The organism is Staphylococcus schweitzeri (assembly GCF_002902405.1).
Classification (GTDB): domain Bacteria; phylum Bacillota; class Bacilli; order Staphylococcales; family Staphylococcaceae; genus Staphylococcus; species Staphylococcus schweitzeri.
In genome coordinates, this window is sequence record NZ_PPQS01000026.1 from 78,504 (window position 1) to 95,971 (window position 17,468).

Below are 17,468 nucleotides of genomic sequence, written 5' to 3' on the forward strand. Positions count from 1 at the left end.
AGTCTGTCTTTTGAAAGTTTGTATCTACATTTAATATCATGATTTTAATGTAAAAAATGTGTTGAAGTAATTTAGATATTCTCAACTAAGTCAACCTTATTGATAATGAGGTGAGAATAGTTGTTCGTGATGAATGAAGAAATGAATGTCAAACTTTGTATTTAAATATTGCAAAATACTTTTGAGGATTCGGTTATTAACTTATAAGCAAATAATTGCTATAAAAAAGTTTAGAAGTGTACAATTGCAATATGTAGAATTTTAATTAATTGTAAAATGTCGAGGAGTGGGTAACGTGTCAGAACATGTATATAACCTTGTGAAAAAGCATCATTCTGTAAGAAAATTTAAGAATACACCTTTAAACGAAGATGTTGTTAAAAAATTAGTAGAAGCTGGTCAAAGTGCTTCGACGTCAAGTTTCATACAAGCATATTCAATTATTGGTATCGACGATGAGAAAGTTAAAGAAAATTTACGAGAGGTTTCTGGACAACCTTATGTTGAAGAAAATGGCTATTTATTTGTCTTTGTAATTGATTATTACCGTCATCATTTAGTTGATCAGCATGTTGAAACAGATATGGAAAATGCATATGGCTCAACGGAAGGTCTGCTAGTAGGTGCGATAGATGCAGCATTAGTTGCTGAAAATATTGCAGTAACTGCAGAAGATATGGGGTATGGCATAGTCTTTTTAGGATCATTGAGAAATGATGTTGCACGAGTTCGTGAGATTTTAGATTTGCCGGAATATGTCTTCCCAATATTTGGCATGGCAGTAGGGGAACCTGCAGATGATGAAAATGGCGCAGCCAAACCACGCTTACCATTTGACCATGTCTTCCATCATAATAAGTATAATGCTGATAAGGAAACACAGTATGCACAAATGGCAGATTACGATCAGACAATCAGCGAGTATTATGATCAACGTACAAACGGAACTCGCAAGGAAACTTGGTCACAACAAATTGAAATGTTCTTAGGAAACAAAGCAAGGTTAGATATGTTAGAACAATTGAAAAAAGCTGGCTTAATCCAGCGATAGCAAGATACAAAAATGACCCGCCCCCACAAGCTTAAAATGATAAGTATAGCTTGTGGGGGCGGGTACTGTTTGCAATGAATTAATGTGAAGTTAATGCAGCATTATCATTTGATTCAAATGTATCTTTATCCCAATGTTTAGTTAACTTAGCGGTACCAGTACCAGCTAACATTGAATCATTCACGTTCAATGCTGTTCTACCCATATCAATTAATGGTTCGACAGAGATGAGGACGCCGGCTAAAGCGACTGGCAAGTTTAACGTAGACAACACCAATATGGATGCAAATGTAGCCCCGCCACCGACGCCAGCAACGCCGAATGAACTGATAATCACGACAGCGATTAATGTGACAATAAATTGTAAATCAATCTCTACATTAGCAATAGGTGCGACCATAATAGCTAGCATGGCAGGGTAAATACCAGCACAACCATTTTGCCCGATAGATAGACCGAATGTTGCTGCAAAATTGGCAATTCCCTCTGGTACACCTAAACGTTTTGTTTGTGTTTGAACATTCAGTGGTAAGGCTCCCGCACTTGAACGAGATGTGAATGCAAAGATTAATACTTCTAAAGTCTTTTTAACATAACGGATAGGACTAATTCCTAATGCACTTAAGATGATTAAGTGGATAATATACATAGTGATCAATGCAGCGTACGATGCGATTAAGAATTTCCCTAACGTCCAAATAGCTCCAAAGTCACTCGTAGCTAATGTGTTAGCCATAATTGCTAATACTCCGTATGGCGTTAAACGTAAGACAAATGTCACGATTGCCATTACTAATGAATAGATAGCATCAATAGCACGTCTAAGCAATTTGCCGTGTTCAGGCTGTTTGCGAGCTACACGTAAATAAGCAAATCCCACAAATGATGCAAAGATAACTACCGCGATCGTTGAAGTTGCACGTTGGCCGGTAAAATCTAAGAATGGATTTTTAGGCAATAATTCTAAAATTTGTTGTGGTAACGTATGCGCTGTTAAATCTTTAGCTTGTTTAGCAATTTCGCTACCTCGTGCTTGTTCAGCATTACCAAGATTAATGGTTGATGCATCTAAACCAAATAGTAAAGCATATACGACACCGACAATAGCAGCAATTGTTACGGTACCGATTAGAAACATAAAAATTAAACTACCAATTTTGGCGAATTTTTCACCGATTTGAATTTTAGTAAATGCAGCTACGATAGAGATAAAAATTAATGGCATCACTATCATTTGCAACAATGCAACATAACCTTGTCCGACGATGTTGAACCAGTCACTTGTAGTTGTAATGATATTCGAATGTGTTCCATATATAAGATGTATTAATACACCGAATACAATACCAATGCCCAAAGCAGTAAATACACGTTTCGCAAAAGATACATGTTTGCGAGCCATCATATGCAATATTACGATGAAAATAAGTAACACAATGACATTAATCAACGTTAGAAAAGCATTCATGAACGTCACTCCTTATATTTTGAATATAATTCCGACTAGTATGATAAGAATAATATTGATTTTAAAATATTTCAAGAGGAAATTGAAAATAAATATAAAAGTGATGAAATTTGACATTGGCATACGAGAATTAAAAAACAATCGTTATGAATTTATTATAGATGGAAAAGTGAATAGGGTGATGAACTAGTAAATTAAAGTCGATATTAGTAAAAGAGAAGGTGCAGGAATAACATAGAACAAGGAAATGCTTATTGCAAAGGCAATGACAGAAATTTCTTCTACGAAAAAAGAGATGAGTTATTAGGAAAAGAAATATATATCGTGAATTGACATGGGGAGGTAGTGACTAAATAAAAGTTGTTGAGCGCATAATTATCGGATCATAAGATGACAAATTATCAGCCTTGTAAAGATGCGCCGAATAAATAATCTGTGAAAATACTGTTGAATCAAAAGAAGTTTGTAGTGAAGGTGAGTGTGAGCCTACGTGATTGCATAGTAACTATGGTAGCCAAGCATCTAAATTTAATAGGCTTAAAAGATTGAATGTATTTAAATATTCAATTAAGCCATCCCACTTAAAAGTAACATACTACAAAAATTTATTCAAAATTAAATTTTAATCATAATGAATAATTAAAAAAACCTGAAACAAACTAACTTGTTCCAGGCTATATGAATTGAATATTAAATTTATGGTTAAATCTCAGCTTTACGTATTGAATATTGAATTTGTGATCAAATCACAATATTATAAATTGAACAAACGTGCGAAGAATCCTTTTTTCTCTTCTTGCGGTTTAGATTCTGTAGTTTCAGATTCTGAACCATTATCTTTTTCTGATTTCGTTTCTACTGAATCATTTGAAGTTACTTGCTCAGAAGCATCAGCATGTGCCTCTGCTACTTGTTGTTCAGCATCATGTTGTGCTGCAACTGTAGCTCCATTGTTTGAAGTTTCAGTTGCATCGTCATTTTTAGATTGCTCAACGTTTGCTTTTTCAATCGCTTCGGTTGCAGAAATTTGCTCCTCTTTATCTACTTTGGTAGTCGCATCATTATCCGTATTTTCAGCTTTAGAAACCGTTTCATCATTTGTTGTTGAATCCTTTGAACCTTTACTTTCAGCCTTTTCATCAGCTATCGCATTGCTTTCAGTTTGAGTTGCTGATTCAGCTAATACTTTAGCTTGAGATGCTTGTGCTTCTTGGATTGCTTCTTGTGATGTTTGAATTGCTTTTAGCGATTCGCTATTAGAATCAATTTTAGTAGTAAGTTGATTTTGAAGTTCTTTTAATTCTTGTTGTTGTTGATGTACTTGATTCATCATTTGACCAAGTAAATGACGCTCTTCTCGCATTTTTTGGATTTCTAAACGTAAATCTTCTACTAGTTGTGCGACATTTTGATTAGTAGGTAAATGTTTGTCATCGTTTTTTACAATGACTTGCAGGAAGTCCTTTTCTTTTTCTAATTCTTCAAATGCCAAATCATAACTATTTGTTTGTTTTACTTTGTCAGCGATGTCTTTGAAAAGCTCGATGTCTTCTTCTTTGAAGTCTGTTGCTTCACGACCGCGGTATTCAGTCTTGCTCAATTGGTATCCACGTTCTTCTAAATGTTGGACTATTTTACGTACCTGTTTCTCACTTAGTTCAACGCGTTGTGCGAATTCTTTTGTTAACATACTTTAAAGTCCTTTCTGCATATACTTTATGTATACTGACGTTTGTCTACGGGCAGTGAAACGTCAGTCTTGCTTCATACATAGTGTAAACGTTATTGTCAGTGATTTCAAGTTTGTTTAAAATGGCTTGCGTAAATCCATTTCTTCTAAAAGTGCATAAATAATATTGCGTGAGATACCATTAGCAAAAACATATTTTAATATATAGTTTGATTTCACACTTGTACCATAAATATCTTTCGTTAATTTAATATTTTTCTTTAAAAACAAATCAACTTTTTTAGCATGACCATCATTACTTGGATGAATGTAATCAATTTCAGTTTGTCTTTCAAACTGGTGCTCATACAAAAATTGTCTGCGATGTTCAATGATGAGACCATTTTCTTTTGTTAAGTCTGCTGGTTCTTTTGGCACTTCCATCATTAAAAAGTTGATGTCTCTTGAGTGAACAATATTTGATAATACATTTAGTTCATGTTCGATTTGATGAAGTGTTTGTGTCATTAACTCGTCGTGGTTGGGTAGGTCTATTGCAAATAAATAAATTAAAAATGCTGCATTGGTTGTGGCTTCATAATGCGCGGTTGCTAAACTAACGACGGCGCCATTTTCTAAGCCTACGATAAAGACATAATCGTTTTCAGTTTTATTGTTTTCTAATGAGTGTTTGATAATACGTTTATCTTCAGTTAGCGACAGGTTCAACTTAGTATCATAAAGTTGAAGTGCTTCGTTATAATGTGGATCTTTGACAGATTGAATGGTTTTAAATTCCATAAGAACACCTCCCCAATTTATTTAATATTATAGCATAATCGACTGTTGTAACAGACGATTCATTTACTTTTAAAATGATAAAAAAACTGTACTATCAAACGTTTGACAGTACAGTAGGCTTTTATGAATGAGTGTTTGATTAATTAAGCTTTAGGACCCTTTGACGCTTCTGCAAAATGTGTAATATCAATTTCTTCATATGCTGAATTATGTTCTTGAACTTCTTTATGTGATGAGTTATCACGCACAGCTACAACTAACATTTTGTCATCTAAAATAAGTTGTTTATATTTTTCTAATTCCTCAGGTATTAAATTGTAACGTGATAAAACAGCATGCTCACCGTCTTCTCCAGTTAACAGTTTAGTCATTCTATCACTAAATGTCCCACTTGTTGAAATAAGGGAGATTTCAGAGTCATGTAAGTCATTTAGGTGTAATTTACTTTTACTAATAATTGTTAGCTCTGATTCTAAATAATCTTCAGACTTTTTTTGATTGATTATGTTGTATAGTTCACCAGTGTCATTTACTACAGTAATATCTGCCATAGTTGTCGCCCCTTTTAAAAATTTATTTATTTAATCTTTTACCCTTCTTATTATAAAGTAAAACCCTTTCATTATTAAGTTATTAGTCTTTGTTGAAGTCAAAGTTAAGTGCGTCTTTATAAAACTGTTAAAAGTTTACACTAGCAGTTATTGAAAAAATATCGAAAATTTGCTATCATCGTTAAATAATTTACATAAACTCATATAATCTAAAGAATATGGCTTTAGAAGTTTCTACCATGTTGCCTTGAACGACATGACTATGAGTAACAACACAATATTAAGGAGTAGCTTCAGCCATTAAATTGCAACCAATTATGTTTATTAACATTTGACATTAAAGGGCACAGTTTATTTGATGAAACTTCTTTTACATTGATTGCATGATGATTTTTCTATGATGCATGTTCGTTCACTCATAAACCCTGGAACTATTAGTTAGTTTGGGGATTTTTTTGTATCTTACAACAATTTTTCATTAAAATGTTTCACACAATACGAGGAGGTTTTTAGGAGTGGAGTTACTAGGACAAAAAGTAAAGGAAGATGGCGTTGTTATTGATGAAAAGATTTTAAAAGTTGATGGATTTTTAAATCATCAAATCGATGCGAAGTTAATGAATGAAGTAGGATTAACTTTTTATGAGCAATTTAAAGATAAAGGTATTACTAAAATTTTAACTATTGAAGCATCAGGTATTGCTCCAGCAATCATGGCAGCACTTCACTTTGACGTGCCTTGCCTATTTGCTAAAAAAGCAAAGCCTAGCACATTAACTGATGGATATTATGAAACATCTATTCATTCATTTACCAAAAATAAGACGAGCACTGTTATTGTGTCAAAAGAGTTTTTATCAGAAGAAGATACTGTACTTATTATTGATGATTTTTTGGCAAATGGTGATGCTTCGCTAGGTCTGTACGATATTGCACAACAAGCTAATGCTAAAACAGCTGGTATTGGTATAGTTGTAGAAAAAAGCTTCCAAAATGGTCATCAACGATTAGAAGAGGCAGGATTAACAGTATCGTCTCTTTGTAAAGTGGCTTCATTAGAAGGAAATAAAGTGACATTGGTAGGGGAAGAATAATGAAAAACCTAATCCTAAGTGTTCAACATCTTTTAGCAATGTATGCAGGTGCCATTTTAGTTCCAATTATTGTTGGTACTAGCTTGAAATTCACACCTGAACAAATCGCTTATTTAGTTACTGTGGACATATTTATGTGCGGTGTCGCAACATTTTTACAAGCAAATAAAGTTACTGGGACAGGATTGCCTATTGTGTTAGGTTGTACATTTACTGCTGTAGCACCAATGATTTTAATTGGGCAATCGAAAGGTATAGATGTTTTATATGGCTCATTATTCTTGTCTGGTATATTAGTTATCATTATCGCACCTTTCTTTTCACATCTCGTTAAATTCTTTCCACCTGTTGTGACAGGGAGCGTGGTTACAATCATTGGTATTAATTTAATGCCTGTAGCCATGAATTATTTGGCTGGTGGTCAGGGGTCTAAGGACTATGGAGATGTTAAGAACATTTTATTAGGTTTCATGACATTAATCGTCATTCTAATTTTACAACGATTCACAACTGGATTTATTAAAAGTATTGCAATATTAATTGGACTCGTTTTAGGAACGATAGGCGCTGGTTTACTTGGGATGGTCGATATTAATCAAGTCAATCATGCCGGTTGGTTAGGCATCCCGGTGCCATTTAGATTCTCAGGATTTAGTTTCGATGTGACTTCGACATTAGTATTCTTTATAGTAGCTATTGTTAGTTTAATTGAGTCAACAGGTGTCTATCATGCGCTGAGTGAAATAACTGGTAAAAAGTTAGAAAGAAAAGATTTTCGTAAAGGTTATACTGCGGAAGGTCTGGCAATTGTATTAGGTTCAATCTTCAATTCATTCCCTTATACTGCCTATTCGCAAAATGTAGGCCTTGTTTCTTTATCCGGTGCTAAGAAAAACAATGTTATATATGGCATGGTCGTACTATTACTTATTTGTGGTTGTATACCTAAATTAGGAGCATTAGCAAATATTATCCCACTACCTGTGTTGGGTGGCGCCATGATAGCTATGTTTGGCATGGTAATGGCATATGGTGTTAGTATATTGGGACATATTGATTTTAAAAATCAAAACAATTTATTAATCATTGCTGTATCAGTTGGATTAGGTACTGGTATTAGCGCAGTTCCTCAAGCATTCAAAGGATTAGGTGAGCAATTTGCCTGGTTAACTCAAAACGGTATTGTTTTAGGCGCAATCGCTGCAATTATTCTTAATTTCTTTTTTAATGGAATAAAGTATAAACAAACGGAAGAAAATGTGAAATAATATAACTAATTAATTTGAAAATGGAGGCTGTTTTTAATGTGGGAAAGTAAATTTGCAAAAGAATCATTAACGTTTGATGATGTGTTATTAATTCCAGCACAATCTGATATTTTACCAAAAGACGTTGATTTAAGTGTACAATTATCAGACAAAGTTAAATTAAATATTCCAGTTATTTCTGCTGGAATGGATACAGTAACTGAATCTAAAATGGCGATTGCTATGGCTCGTCAAGGTGGTTTAGGTGTTATTCATAAAAACATGGGCGTTGAAGAACAAGCGGACGAAGTTCAAAAAGTAAAACGCTCAGAAAATGGTGTCATTTCAAACCCATTTTTCTTAACACCAGAAGAAAGTGTTTATGAAGCGGAAGCATTAATGGGTAAATACCGTATTTCAGGTGTACCGATTGTTGATAATAAAGAAGACCGTAAATTAGTAGGTATTTTAACAAACCGTGATTTACGTTTTATTGAAGATTTCTCAATTAAAATTGTTGATGTAATGACGCAAGAAAATTTAATTACAGCTCCAGTTAATACTACACTTGAAGAAGCAGAAAAAATTCTCCAAAAACATAAGATTGAAAAGTTACCATTAGTTAAAGAAGGTCGTTTAGAAGGTCTTATTACTATTAAAGATATTGAAAAAGTTATCGAATTCCCTAATGCAGCAAAAGATGAACACGGGCGTCTACTTGTAGCCGCGGCAATTGGTATTTCAAAAGATACTGATATTCGTGCTCAAAAATTAGTCGAAGCAGGCGTGGATGTCTTAGTTATCGATACAGCACACGGTCACTCTAAAGGTGTTATCGATCAAGTGAAACACATTAAGAAGACCTACCCAGAAATCACATTAGTAGCTGGTAACGTAGCAACTGCAGAAGCAACAAAAGATTTATTTGAAGCGGGTGCAGACATTGTTAAAGTTGGTATTGGGCCAGGTTCAATTTGTACAACGCGTGTTGTAGCAGGTGTTGGTGTACCACAAATTACAGCAATTTATGATTGTGCAACTGAAGCACGTAAACATGGTAAAGCTATTATTGCTGATGGTGGTATTAAGTTCTCAGGAGATATCATTAAAGCATTAGCTGCTGGTGGACATGCAGTTATGCTAGGTAGCTTATTAGCAGGTACTGAAGAAAGCCCAGGCGCTACAGAAATTTTTCAAGGTAGACAGTATAAAGTATACCGTGGTATGGGTTCTTTAGGTGCGATGGAAAAAGGCTCAAACGATCGTTACTTCCAAGAAGACAAAGCGCCTAAGAAATTTGTTCCTGAAGGTATCGAAGGACGTACGGCATATAAAGGTGCGTTACAAGATACAATTTACCAATTAATGGGCGGTGTGCGTGCTGGTATGGGTTATACTGGTTCACACGATTTAAGAGAATTACGTGAAGAAGCACAATTCACACGTATGGGTCCTGCTGGTTTAGCAGAAAGCCACCCACATAATATTCAAATTACGAAAGAATCACCGAACTACTCATTCTAATTAAGATAAAGGAGAACGACAAATATGGAAATGGCAAAAGAACAAGAGTTAATCCTTGTCTTAGACTTTGGTAGCCAATACAACCAATTAATTACACGCCGAATTCGTGAAATGGGCGTTTATAGTGAATTACACGATCATGAAATTTCAATTGAAGAAATTAAGAAAATGAATCCAAAAGGTATCATCTTATCAGGTGGTCCAAATTCAGTTTATGAAGAAGGTTCATTTACAATTGATCCGGAAATATATAATTTAGGAATCCCAGTACTTGGTATTTGTTACGGCATGCAATTAACTACTAAATTATTAGGTGGTAAAGTTGAACGTGCCAATGAACGTGAATACGGTAAAGCAATCATTAATGCGAAGTCAGATGAGTTATTCGCTGGCTTGCCAGCAGAACAAACGGTTTGGATGAGTCATTCTGATAAAGTTATTGAAATTCCAGAAGGCTTCGAAGTTATCGCTGATAGCCCAAGTACAGACTATGCAGCAATCGAAGATAAGAAGCGTCGCATCTATGGTGTGCAATTCCATCCAGAAGTACGTCATACAGAATATGGTAATGACTTATTAAACAATTTCGTACGTCGCGTTTGTGATTGTAAAGGTCAATGGACAATGGAAAACTTTATCGAAATCGAAATTGAAAAGATTCGTCAACGCGTAGGAGACCGTCGTGTATTATGTGCAATGAGTGGCGGCGTAGATTCATCTGTTGTAGCTGTACTATTGCATAAAGCAATTGGTGATCAACTAACATGTATCTTTGTAGACCATGGCTTACTTCGTAAAGGTGAAGGCGACATGGTTATGGAGCAATTCGGTGAAGGTTTCAACATGAATATTATTCGTGTTAATGCGAAAGATCGCTTTATGAATAAATTAAAAGGTGTTTCAGATCCTGAACAAAAACGTAAAATCATTGGTAATGAATTTGTATACGTATTTGATGATGAAGCATCAAAACTTAAAGGTGTAGACTTCCTTGCGCAAGGAACACTTTATACAGACGTTATCGAATCAGGTACTAAGACAGCACAAACAATCAAATCACATCACAATGTTGGTGGATTACCAGAAGACATGGAATTCGAATTAATCGAACCAATCAATACATTGTTTAAAGATGAAGTACGTAAATTAGGTATTGAGTTAGGTATTCCAGAACATTTAGTGTGGAGACAACCATTCCCAGGACCTGGTCTTGGCATTCGTGTACTTGGAGAAATTACTGAAGATAAACTAGAAATCGTTAGAGAATCAGACGCGATTTTACGCCAAGTGATTAGAGAAGAAGGTCTTGAAAGAGAAATTTGGCAATACTTCACAGTGTTACCAAACATTCAATCAGTAGGTGTTATGGGAGACTACCGTACGTATGATCACACAGTAGGTATCCGTGCGGTAACATCTATCGACGGCATGACAAGTGACTTTGCACGCATCGATTGGGAAGTCTTACAAAAGATTTCAAGTCGTATCGTAAACGAAGTAGACCACGTTAACCGCGTAGTTTATGACATTACATCAAAACCACCAAGCACAATTGAGTGGGAATAATTATATATAGCAAATGATAGGCTGGAGTTACCGTTATTACGCGGTTTCCAGCCTTTTTGGTGTGCTTACGAATGCGGCAGTCGGTGATGAAACAGATACGAAAGAAGTTGTAGTAAAGCGTGGAGAATATAGAGAGAACCCACAAAGTGGCAAAGTACAGTTAGTCTATAATGAACATGTTGAACTGATAGAGGTACCAATGAAACCTAGTGATTGTTTAAAAGATCGTGATATGTTAGGGAAATACCATAAGCTATTTACAGATAAGCATGATATTAACGGGAATGTGCCTATATTCAATAACATTGGTGAATGGGACGGAGACGATAAGGAACTAGATAAAACTGTAAAAGATGTATCTAACGCTAATCCTAACCATCCTGTGATTGTGGATGATATTCCGTCAGAGGAATGATTTAATAAAAAGTTCATAGATAATAGAAATAGATGTTAAAAGAAGCTGCCTGTTAAGACAGCTTCTTTAATAATTATTTACCAAAAACATTAATGCTGCAACGATAATTATTAGCAGCAACAATGTTCCAAAAAAGGGAACGGCTCCTAAACAAAAAGTAAGATAAATAAAACATATTGAAATAATTGTTTGAATTATAGATGTTATAGATGAACTATGCCAAGCAATAAATATTGTTACGCAAAAAAGTACAATTGTTATTAATATAAGTGCTAAGACCTCAAAAGTAGCACCCAAATATCCTTTTACAAAAAGATTACTGATATGAACCGTATCACCAAATTTCTTAACAAATGCATCGGAAGAGCTAGATAATTTAAAATATGAAAAAATTGAAAATGCAAGAGTAATAAAGTTCCATTTAGCTTTACTTAAATCTTCTAGAATATTGTCCATCTAATCACCTCGCGTATAAAATATTTTATAAAAGTTCACTATTAAGTTTAATTGTTTTGCCTAAGCGTTAGAATATTATTCTTAACTGTTAAAAACTTTTATGCTAGTCAACCTTAAAACCAACCGTCATATGTTTTACAGCTTTTTTTACAATCATCGTAAGACTCTGTGAGATCCATTAATTTAGACTGTTCTGTGGCCAAATTAAAAGCAATAGCATCACTAGTTTTACCTTCAAATGCACCTTCTAACCTACTACTTTGATCTTTTAAAATTGATTCGATTTCATCTAAGCTTGAGACGCTATTTTCTATATCTTCTTTTTCGTCACTAATCATACTTTGAATTTCATTTTTTAATTCATGCTTTAAAGCAAATAAACGTGCTTTCTCCATTGCGATTTTGGCATCTTTTTCAGCTTCTTTTTTGATAGCATCTGTAGCATCATGTATACTTTCTCCAATTTCATTTGAAGCATCACGTATATCTTTGAATAAGTCCATTTTATCCCCCCTCAAACCAACGATATATTTCGCTGATTTCTTTGTCACGGTCTTCAAATTTTTTAGTTGCATCAATAATTTTTTCGCTAAATTGGGACAATCTTTGTTTGGTATATTTTAATTCTCCAATTGTATCTTCAAATAACGCTTCATCAAAAAAGTCATAATGGCCACTTTTTGATAATTCTTCAACGTAGTTTTCTATATCTGATGGGGAAATAAATTCATGAGAACCACTTAATAATTTATTAACATATTTCGATTCGATTTCTTTTGCTTGTTTTTTAGTATTTTCCATATATTTTTCTAATGCTTTTATCGCTTTATCGATGTTGTGTAACTTATCTCTCATCTCTCTAGCCATTTGATCAGCTTTTTTACTGTCAACTTTAATTTTTACACTTCCGCCACTGAATTCAAAAGTGTCAATTCCATGACCGGAAATAGGATTGAAAAAGAGTTTCGAAAACTCAGAGTCATCAGCTAATATTTCTGTTCCTAAAATTGAAGATCCCAATGTAGCAATACCAATTTTATCATTTGGGTGTGCATAATCAGTTATAGTTTGATTATACTTACTTAAATCTAAGTTTTCTTTAACATTATCAGGTAATATATTGTAACCATTAGGTGCTGAAAAAGTTTTTGTTTTATCAAAATTAAATAGTACCGTCATCACCTGTGCAATTGTGCCTCCAAGACTATGGCCAGCACCATAAACATGTTTATAATTCCCTTTATTCAAAACTGACTGAGTCCAAAGATAAGCTTCGTTAAATTGATCAGCTTCTTTTGCATTATTTTTATCAACCATTTCTAGCCATTTATTATTACCAACTGTACTTGGGTTAATTTCTTTTAAGCTAGTGTCTCTGTATATAGCTGCATTTAAAATTTTATTTGGATTAGTTTCAATTTTAATGTCATTGGTACCTAAATATATATCAGTACTAATATCAGCAGGTTCATATTTATCTGTCCCAGCATAAACAAAATACACAGTTTCATTGTCTACATTTCCTTTACTGTCTTTTGGAGACACCGCCATTGCTTGGAAGCCATTAACTTTATCGACGCGTGAAGCTTGAATTTTAAAATTGTGTAGGGCGCCATTAGCATCTTCAATTTTTGTTTCTTTATCAGAGGATTTTGTATTATAAACATTACCAGCTAGTTCGTGATATGTGTTATCTTTAGTATGAAGATTGTCCATTATTTCACCTCAAAGGATTGGTTATATTGAATAGAAAAATGATTATTATATTTATTAGTATAATATTAATATCGGGAGGGGTCTATTTAAAAATGAAACATGATCAAAAACAAAAATATTATGATGAACAAAAAGAAAGAATAATAATTTATATGAAGTATAATGTTAAAGGTTATAAAGAAATAAATTTTGAGGAGCAAAAAGAAAATCCTTTAGATGGATTTGTTATTACAGGTTATATAAATAATGACAAGACTAATACCTTTTCAGCGCATATGTGGTCTAAAGACGATTATCAATTTGAATATCTATCAACTTATAGTGGCTATATAGCTAAAAATATGCCAGAAAACCCTAAATCAGTGTCTGAAATAAAAAAAGAACAAAAGAAGCATAAAAAATAGTATTTTACAGCGTTATAGATAAATATCAGTTGAAAGTAAAAAGTGAGCCTATATTAGAGGGTTATAAGTAAAAAGAGGGAGAAAATAAGTCTTGTGAAATACTAATACCAGTTTTATAGTTCTGACAAACGCCCTGTGTTGAAGTGAGGGACGAGTTTGTGTAATATTGTTATGTAACACTAAGTATATAATATTTATAGGATGAGTTATATGAGCATAATTACAAGATTGTTTAATAACAGTGATTTTGAAAAATTAGATTAACTATATAAGTTATATGATGATTTAGGCTATCCCACAAATAAGAACGAATTAAAAAAGAGAATAAAGCAAATCACAAATCATGGTGATTACTTCGTACTGCTTTTGATAAAGGAAAATAAGATAATTGGTCTAAGCGGTATGTGTAAAATGATGTTTTACGAAAAAAATGGAGAGTATATGAGAATACTTGCATTTGTAATAAATTCTGATTTTAGGAAACGAGGTTATGGTAAGAAATTATTAGCAGATTCCGAAGAGCTAGCTAGAAAATTAAATTGTAAAATAATAACGCTTAACAGTGGCAATAGAAATGAAAGATTAGCTGCACATAAATTATATAAAAATAGTGGTTATGCTAGCACTACAATAGGTTTTTCTAAATCTTTATAAATTTATGCATATAAAATAATTTAATACTTATTTTATAGCTTGCTTTATTTAAGAATTAGAAAAATACAGATGACTTTTTAATTTTATTATTGGTTATTATGTATTGTTAATACATATGACCTCACACGTTGCAGGCAGTGAATACGTAATTGAATACGTTAATTATGAAGTAATGTTAATTGATGTGAAGTATTTAGGTATAAAAACGCTGTAATATCAATTGTTATAAAATAATATAAACTAACGAAAAATACTTATTTCATTGAGTGGGAATAATTATATATAGCAAATGATAGGCTGGAGTTACCGTAATTACGCGGTTTCCAGCCTTTTTTGGTATTCTTAATATGGGCAACAGCATGTTATGAAATGATGGGAGTCATATCTGTAGAAATTGGCGTACCAATTTCTTTATGTTGGGGCCCCGCAGTCAACTACTAGAGCCTACGATTTTGATTTTTATGTCCTGGGATCGGTTTCCTATTCTTATTAAAAAGTATTTAAAAATCTATACTATTTATATTGAAATTTTTATTTATGGTTATGCCATAACTACTTTGTATTTCCGGTACTAAACTTTGCAATATTGGGTAATAGTTATTAGCGAAACCAATAATAATGGAATTAATCACATTGATACTAAGTTCTTTATCTTCAGGTAATGCATTTTCTATTATTTTGATTAAGTCTATATATTTTATTTCATCAGAATTTTTATGTGCTAAATACTTCATAAAATCAGTTTGCACTTTTTCGAAAACGCTATATCTTAAGTCCATTTGTACAAATATTAAGCTGACAGTTTTAGTTTCGAATTGACTTTGACCCAAAACTGAAGCAAGTTCTTCTATTGATTGATATAGCAATCTGATATCGCTGTTATCTTCAAGCATATGAAACACTCCTTTATCTTTTTAGAATAACCATGCAATGGCTTCTTTGACTACAGTTGAGACTATTCCAGCATCACCTTTACTTAGACCGGCATTTATTGCGCCTCGTTTAACCGCATCACCGACAGCGTTAGCTGGTACTTCTGACCATTTTAGCAATGGTTTCAATTCTTTTACAATACCTGAATACCCTTTATCAAAAATATTTGCAGCTTTTTTGCCACCAACTTGTTGTATGACATTTTTTGCTTTGCCCTTGTTATCAATAATTAGCTTTATAGCAGTTTTAACTACTTTTGTTCCGCCAAATCGTTGTTGTGCTTCTGGATTCATTGGTAGGTTTGGATTGCGATTAATTTTCACGCCATTTATATTTTCGTATCTTTGGTGAACTGTTTTTGTATTGTTTGATTGTATTTCATTTGCGTTAGTTAAAGGTGAAACAGACGTTAATAAAACGGCAGTCAAGACTAGTGAACCAATAGTTTTTGTGATTTTCATTATACATTTATCTCCTTTAATAGTGAATTTGCAAAATCAAATGTTTGAAATATAAGTATATAATCATTAAAAAACAAAGTGAGTGAAAAGTCTTAATTCGTATAATTTAATTAATTGTTTGCCCCAAAATAGAAAATGCCACTTAACACAATTATTAAAAGTAATGTACCTCTGAAAGAAGTCCAAGCTAATACAAGTGAACATATTAAAAGTACTAATGAAGTGACTGTTTGTTAGAACCCAAAAAGTAATGATTCCATTATATAAGCAAAATAAATAGTTAGTGAAAAAATTGCTACAGCAAGTAACATTAGCCCTATGATTTTCAAAATTCCAGTTGTGTAGCCAGTAACTAATAAATTTTTCACATGAACTTGATTACCATATTGTCATCTCGTTCATAAAATAGTTTAGAAGAGATTGCTATTAAATTTAATTGTTTTGCATAAGTGTCAGAATATTATTCTTAACTGTTAAGAGTCGTTAATTTATTTAAATCCATTAAGATTGTTAGAGATTATTATGCGCTGAGAAACGCCACTGTTACAGTGGAAGATGAATTTGTATAACTAGATATGTTAATCGTAAATGTGGCGTCGTGAAACACGACTTCAAACATCGAGGACCAATCTATCTTTGAGATTGGTTAAAGATTGAAACATATGTAAGAAAATGACATAGTTTATGGAAAGCTCGATAAGTACTTAAAAAATCAATCTAGTTTGAAATCATGCATATCGTTTAATAAAATTTTTCGGAGAAATAAAAACCTTCTAAAAACGAAAAGGTTTATTTGATTTATTTACTTGTATATTGTAAAAGATTACAATGAGTCTATAGATTATGTAGAGAACTCTAGTATGCCTTTTGAGTATATGTGGGGGTCTTTCTTTATATAAAAGGAGTTCCGAGTGGCAACACTAAAAGATGCTAAGACGGGTAAAAAGGAAATTTTGCCATCAACTGCAAAAGATAAAAATGGTAAAAATGTTACGTTAATTTATTTTGAAAAAGACGGTAAATTAGGTTTTTATGTGCAGAAAACACAAAAAGAACGCGGAGTAGGAAAATGCGTTTCTGGTATAGCGGGTGGCGCAGTGACAGGAGGCACTACTTTAGGTCTTGCAGGTGCAGGAGTAGGAACAGTTACTATTCCGGTAATTGGGACAGTTAGTGGAGGCGTAGTTGGAGCTGTTGGTGGTGCTGTCGGCGGTGGACTAACCGGTGGAGCCACATTCTGCTAATAGTGTAGGAGTGATACCATGAAAAAATTTTTAATATATGGGTATGTTCGTTCTTATTTTTAGTAATAATATCATGGGTGATAATTAGTATAAAATTTGGTAATATCAGCACGACGCAAATATTAATTTCAAATCTGTTTATATTTATCGCTTATATACTATATTTAGTTAAGTTCATTCGTTTCAAAAAAAGATGAAAATACGTTTTTTGACC

Annotated in this window: 16 protein-coding genes, 2 pseudogenes and 1 riboswitch; of the genes and pseudogenes, 9 read left to right on the forward strand and 9 right to left on the reverse strand. The window is 33.2% G+C overall.

Features of this window, described 5'->3' with window-relative positions:
- The first annotated feature begins 295 nt into the window (after window positions 1-295).
- Window positions 296-1,051: an oxygen-insensitive NADPH nitroreductase gene (gene nfsA, locus CD116_RS05420; protein ID WP_047548625.1), complete on the forward strand. Its 756-nt coding sequence runs from the start codon at window positions 296-298 to the stop codon at window positions 1,049-1,051.
- Window positions 1,052-1,130: 79 nt separating this feature from the next.
- Here the strand turns inward: nfsA and CD116_RS05425 are convergent, their stop codons facing one another.
- The 4 genes from CD116_RS05425 to CD116_RS05440 form a co-directional block, all read right to left on the reverse strand.
- The gene (locus CD116_RS05425; protein ID WP_047548622.1) at window positions 1,131-2,519 is read right to left on the reverse strand and encodes an L-cystine transporter; all 1,389 of its coding nucleotides are present in this window, start codon (window positions 2,517-2,519) and stop codon (window positions 1,131-1,133) included.
- Window positions 2,520-3,273: 754 nt separating this feature from the next.
- Complete coding sequence (locus tag CD116_RS05430; protein WP_047532206.1) at window positions 3,274-4,209, reverse strand: prolipoprotein diacylglyceryl transferase; 936 nt, start codon at window positions 4,207-4,209, stop codon at window positions 3,274-3,276.
- A 117-nt stretch (window positions 4,210-4,326) separates the two neighbouring features.
- Window positions 4,327-4,989 carry a hypothetical protein gene (locus CD116_RS05435; protein WP_047548619.1) on the reverse strand — a complete coding sequence of 221 codons (663 nt, stop codon included), beginning with the start codon at window positions 4,987-4,989 and terminating at the stop codon, window positions 4,327-4,329.
- A gap of 143 nt (window positions 4,990-5,132) precedes the next feature.
- Window positions 5,133-5,540, reverse strand: a complete 408-nt coding sequence (locus tag CD116_RS05440) for a general stress protein (RefSeq protein WP_047548616.1) — start codon at window positions 5,538-5,540, stop codon at window positions 5,133-5,135.
- Between the two features lie 180 nt (window positions 5,541-5,720).
- Window positions 5,721-5,823: riboswitch (purine riboswitch) on the forward strand.
- 232 nt (window positions 5,824-6,055) lie between these two features.
- Here CD116_RS05440 and xpt point away from each other — a divergent pair.
- The 5 genes and pseudogenes from xpt to CD116_RS05465 form a co-directional block, all read left to right on the forward strand.
- Window positions 6,056-6,634: a xanthine phosphoribosyltransferase gene (gene xpt, locus CD116_RS05445; RefSeq protein ID WP_047548613.1), complete on the forward strand. Its 579-nt coding sequence runs from the start codon at window positions 6,056-6,058 to the stop codon at window positions 6,632-6,634.
- On the forward strand, window positions 6,634-7,902 hold the full coding sequence (gene pbuX, locus CD116_RS05450; RefSeq protein ID WP_047423857.1) for a xanthine permease PbuX: 1,269 nt from the start codon (window positions 6,634-6,636) through the stop codon (window positions 7,900-7,902). The genes xpt and pbuX overlap by 1 nt, the downstream gene beginning before the upstream one ends.
- A gap of 36 nt (window positions 7,903-7,938) precedes the next feature.
- Complete coding sequence (guaB, locus tag CD116_RS05455; RefSeq protein WP_047423855.1) at window positions 7,939-9,405, forward strand: IMP dehydrogenase; 1,467 nt, start codon at window positions 7,939-7,941, stop codon at window positions 9,403-9,405.
- Between the two features lie 24 nt (window positions 9,406-9,429).
- Window positions 9,430-10,971 (forward strand): glutamine-hydrolyzing GMP synthase, encoded by a 1,542-nt coding sequence (gene guaA / locus CD116_RS05460; protein ID WP_000424963.1) that lies wholly within the window; start codon window positions 9,430-9,432, stop codon window positions 10,969-10,971.
- A gap of 52 nt (window positions 10,972-11,023) precedes the next feature.
- Window positions 11,024-11,386 (forward strand): annotated as a pseudogene (locus CD116_RS05465) (terminase small subunit); the annotation flags it as partial.
- A gap of 66 nt (window positions 11,387-11,452) precedes the next feature.
- On the opposite strand, the gene CD116_RS05470 reads toward CD116_RS05465, so the two are convergent.
- The 3 genes from CD116_RS05470 to CD116_RS05480 form a co-directional block, all read right to left on the reverse strand.
- Window positions 11,453-11,842, reverse strand: a complete 390-nt coding sequence (locus CD116_RS05470) for a hypothetical protein (protein WP_047548610.1) — start codon at window positions 11,840-11,842, stop codon at window positions 11,453-11,455.
- 113 nt (window positions 11,843-11,955) lie between these two features.
- Window positions 11,956-12,345, reverse strand: coding sequence for a hypothetical protein (locus tag CD116_RS05475; RefSeq protein ID WP_047548607.1), 390 nt, complete (start codon window positions 12,343-12,345; stop codon window positions 11,956-11,958).
- Window position 12,346: 1 nt separating this feature from the next.
- On the reverse strand, window positions 12,347-13,558 hold the full coding sequence (locus CD116_RS05480) for a hypothetical protein (RefSeq protein WP_047548604.1): 1,212 nt from the start codon (window positions 13,556-13,558) through the stop codon (window positions 12,347-12,349).
- Window positions 13,559-13,584: 26 nt separating this feature from the next.
- Here CD116_RS05480 and CD116_RS05485 point away from each other — a divergent pair, with 26 nt between their 5' ends.
- A complete protein-coding gene (locus CD116_RS05485; protein WP_169929115.1) occupies window positions 13,585-13,962 on the forward strand; it encodes a DUF1433 domain-containing protein in 378 nt (125 codons plus the stop codon).
- A gap of 210 nt (window positions 13,963-14,172) precedes the next feature.
- Window positions 14,173-14,616 (forward strand): annotated as a pseudogene (locus tag CD116_RS05490) (GNAT family N-acetyltransferase).
- Between the two features lie 500 nt (window positions 14,617-15,116).
- On the opposite strand, the gene CD116_RS05495 reads toward CD116_RS05490, so the two are convergent.
- Window positions 15,117-15,509: a hypothetical protein gene (locus CD116_RS05495; RefSeq protein ID WP_047548598.1), complete on the reverse strand. Its 393-nt coding sequence runs from the start codon at window positions 15,507-15,509 to the stop codon at window positions 15,117-15,119.
- A gap of 21 nt (window positions 15,510-15,530) precedes the next feature.
- A complete protein-coding gene (locus CD116_RS05500; RefSeq protein WP_047548595.1) occupies window positions 15,531-16,010 on the reverse strand; it encodes a hypothetical protein in 480 nt (159 codons plus the stop codon).
- Window positions 16,011-16,921: 911 nt separating this feature from the next.
- Here CD116_RS05500 and CD116_RS05505 point away from each other — a divergent pair.
- On the forward strand, window positions 16,922-17,254 hold the full coding sequence (locus CD116_RS05505; protein ID WP_047548592.1) for a hypothetical protein: 333 nt from the start codon (window positions 16,922-16,924) through the stop codon (window positions 17,252-17,254).
- The last annotated feature ends 214 nt before the right edge of the window (window positions 17,255-17,468 follow it).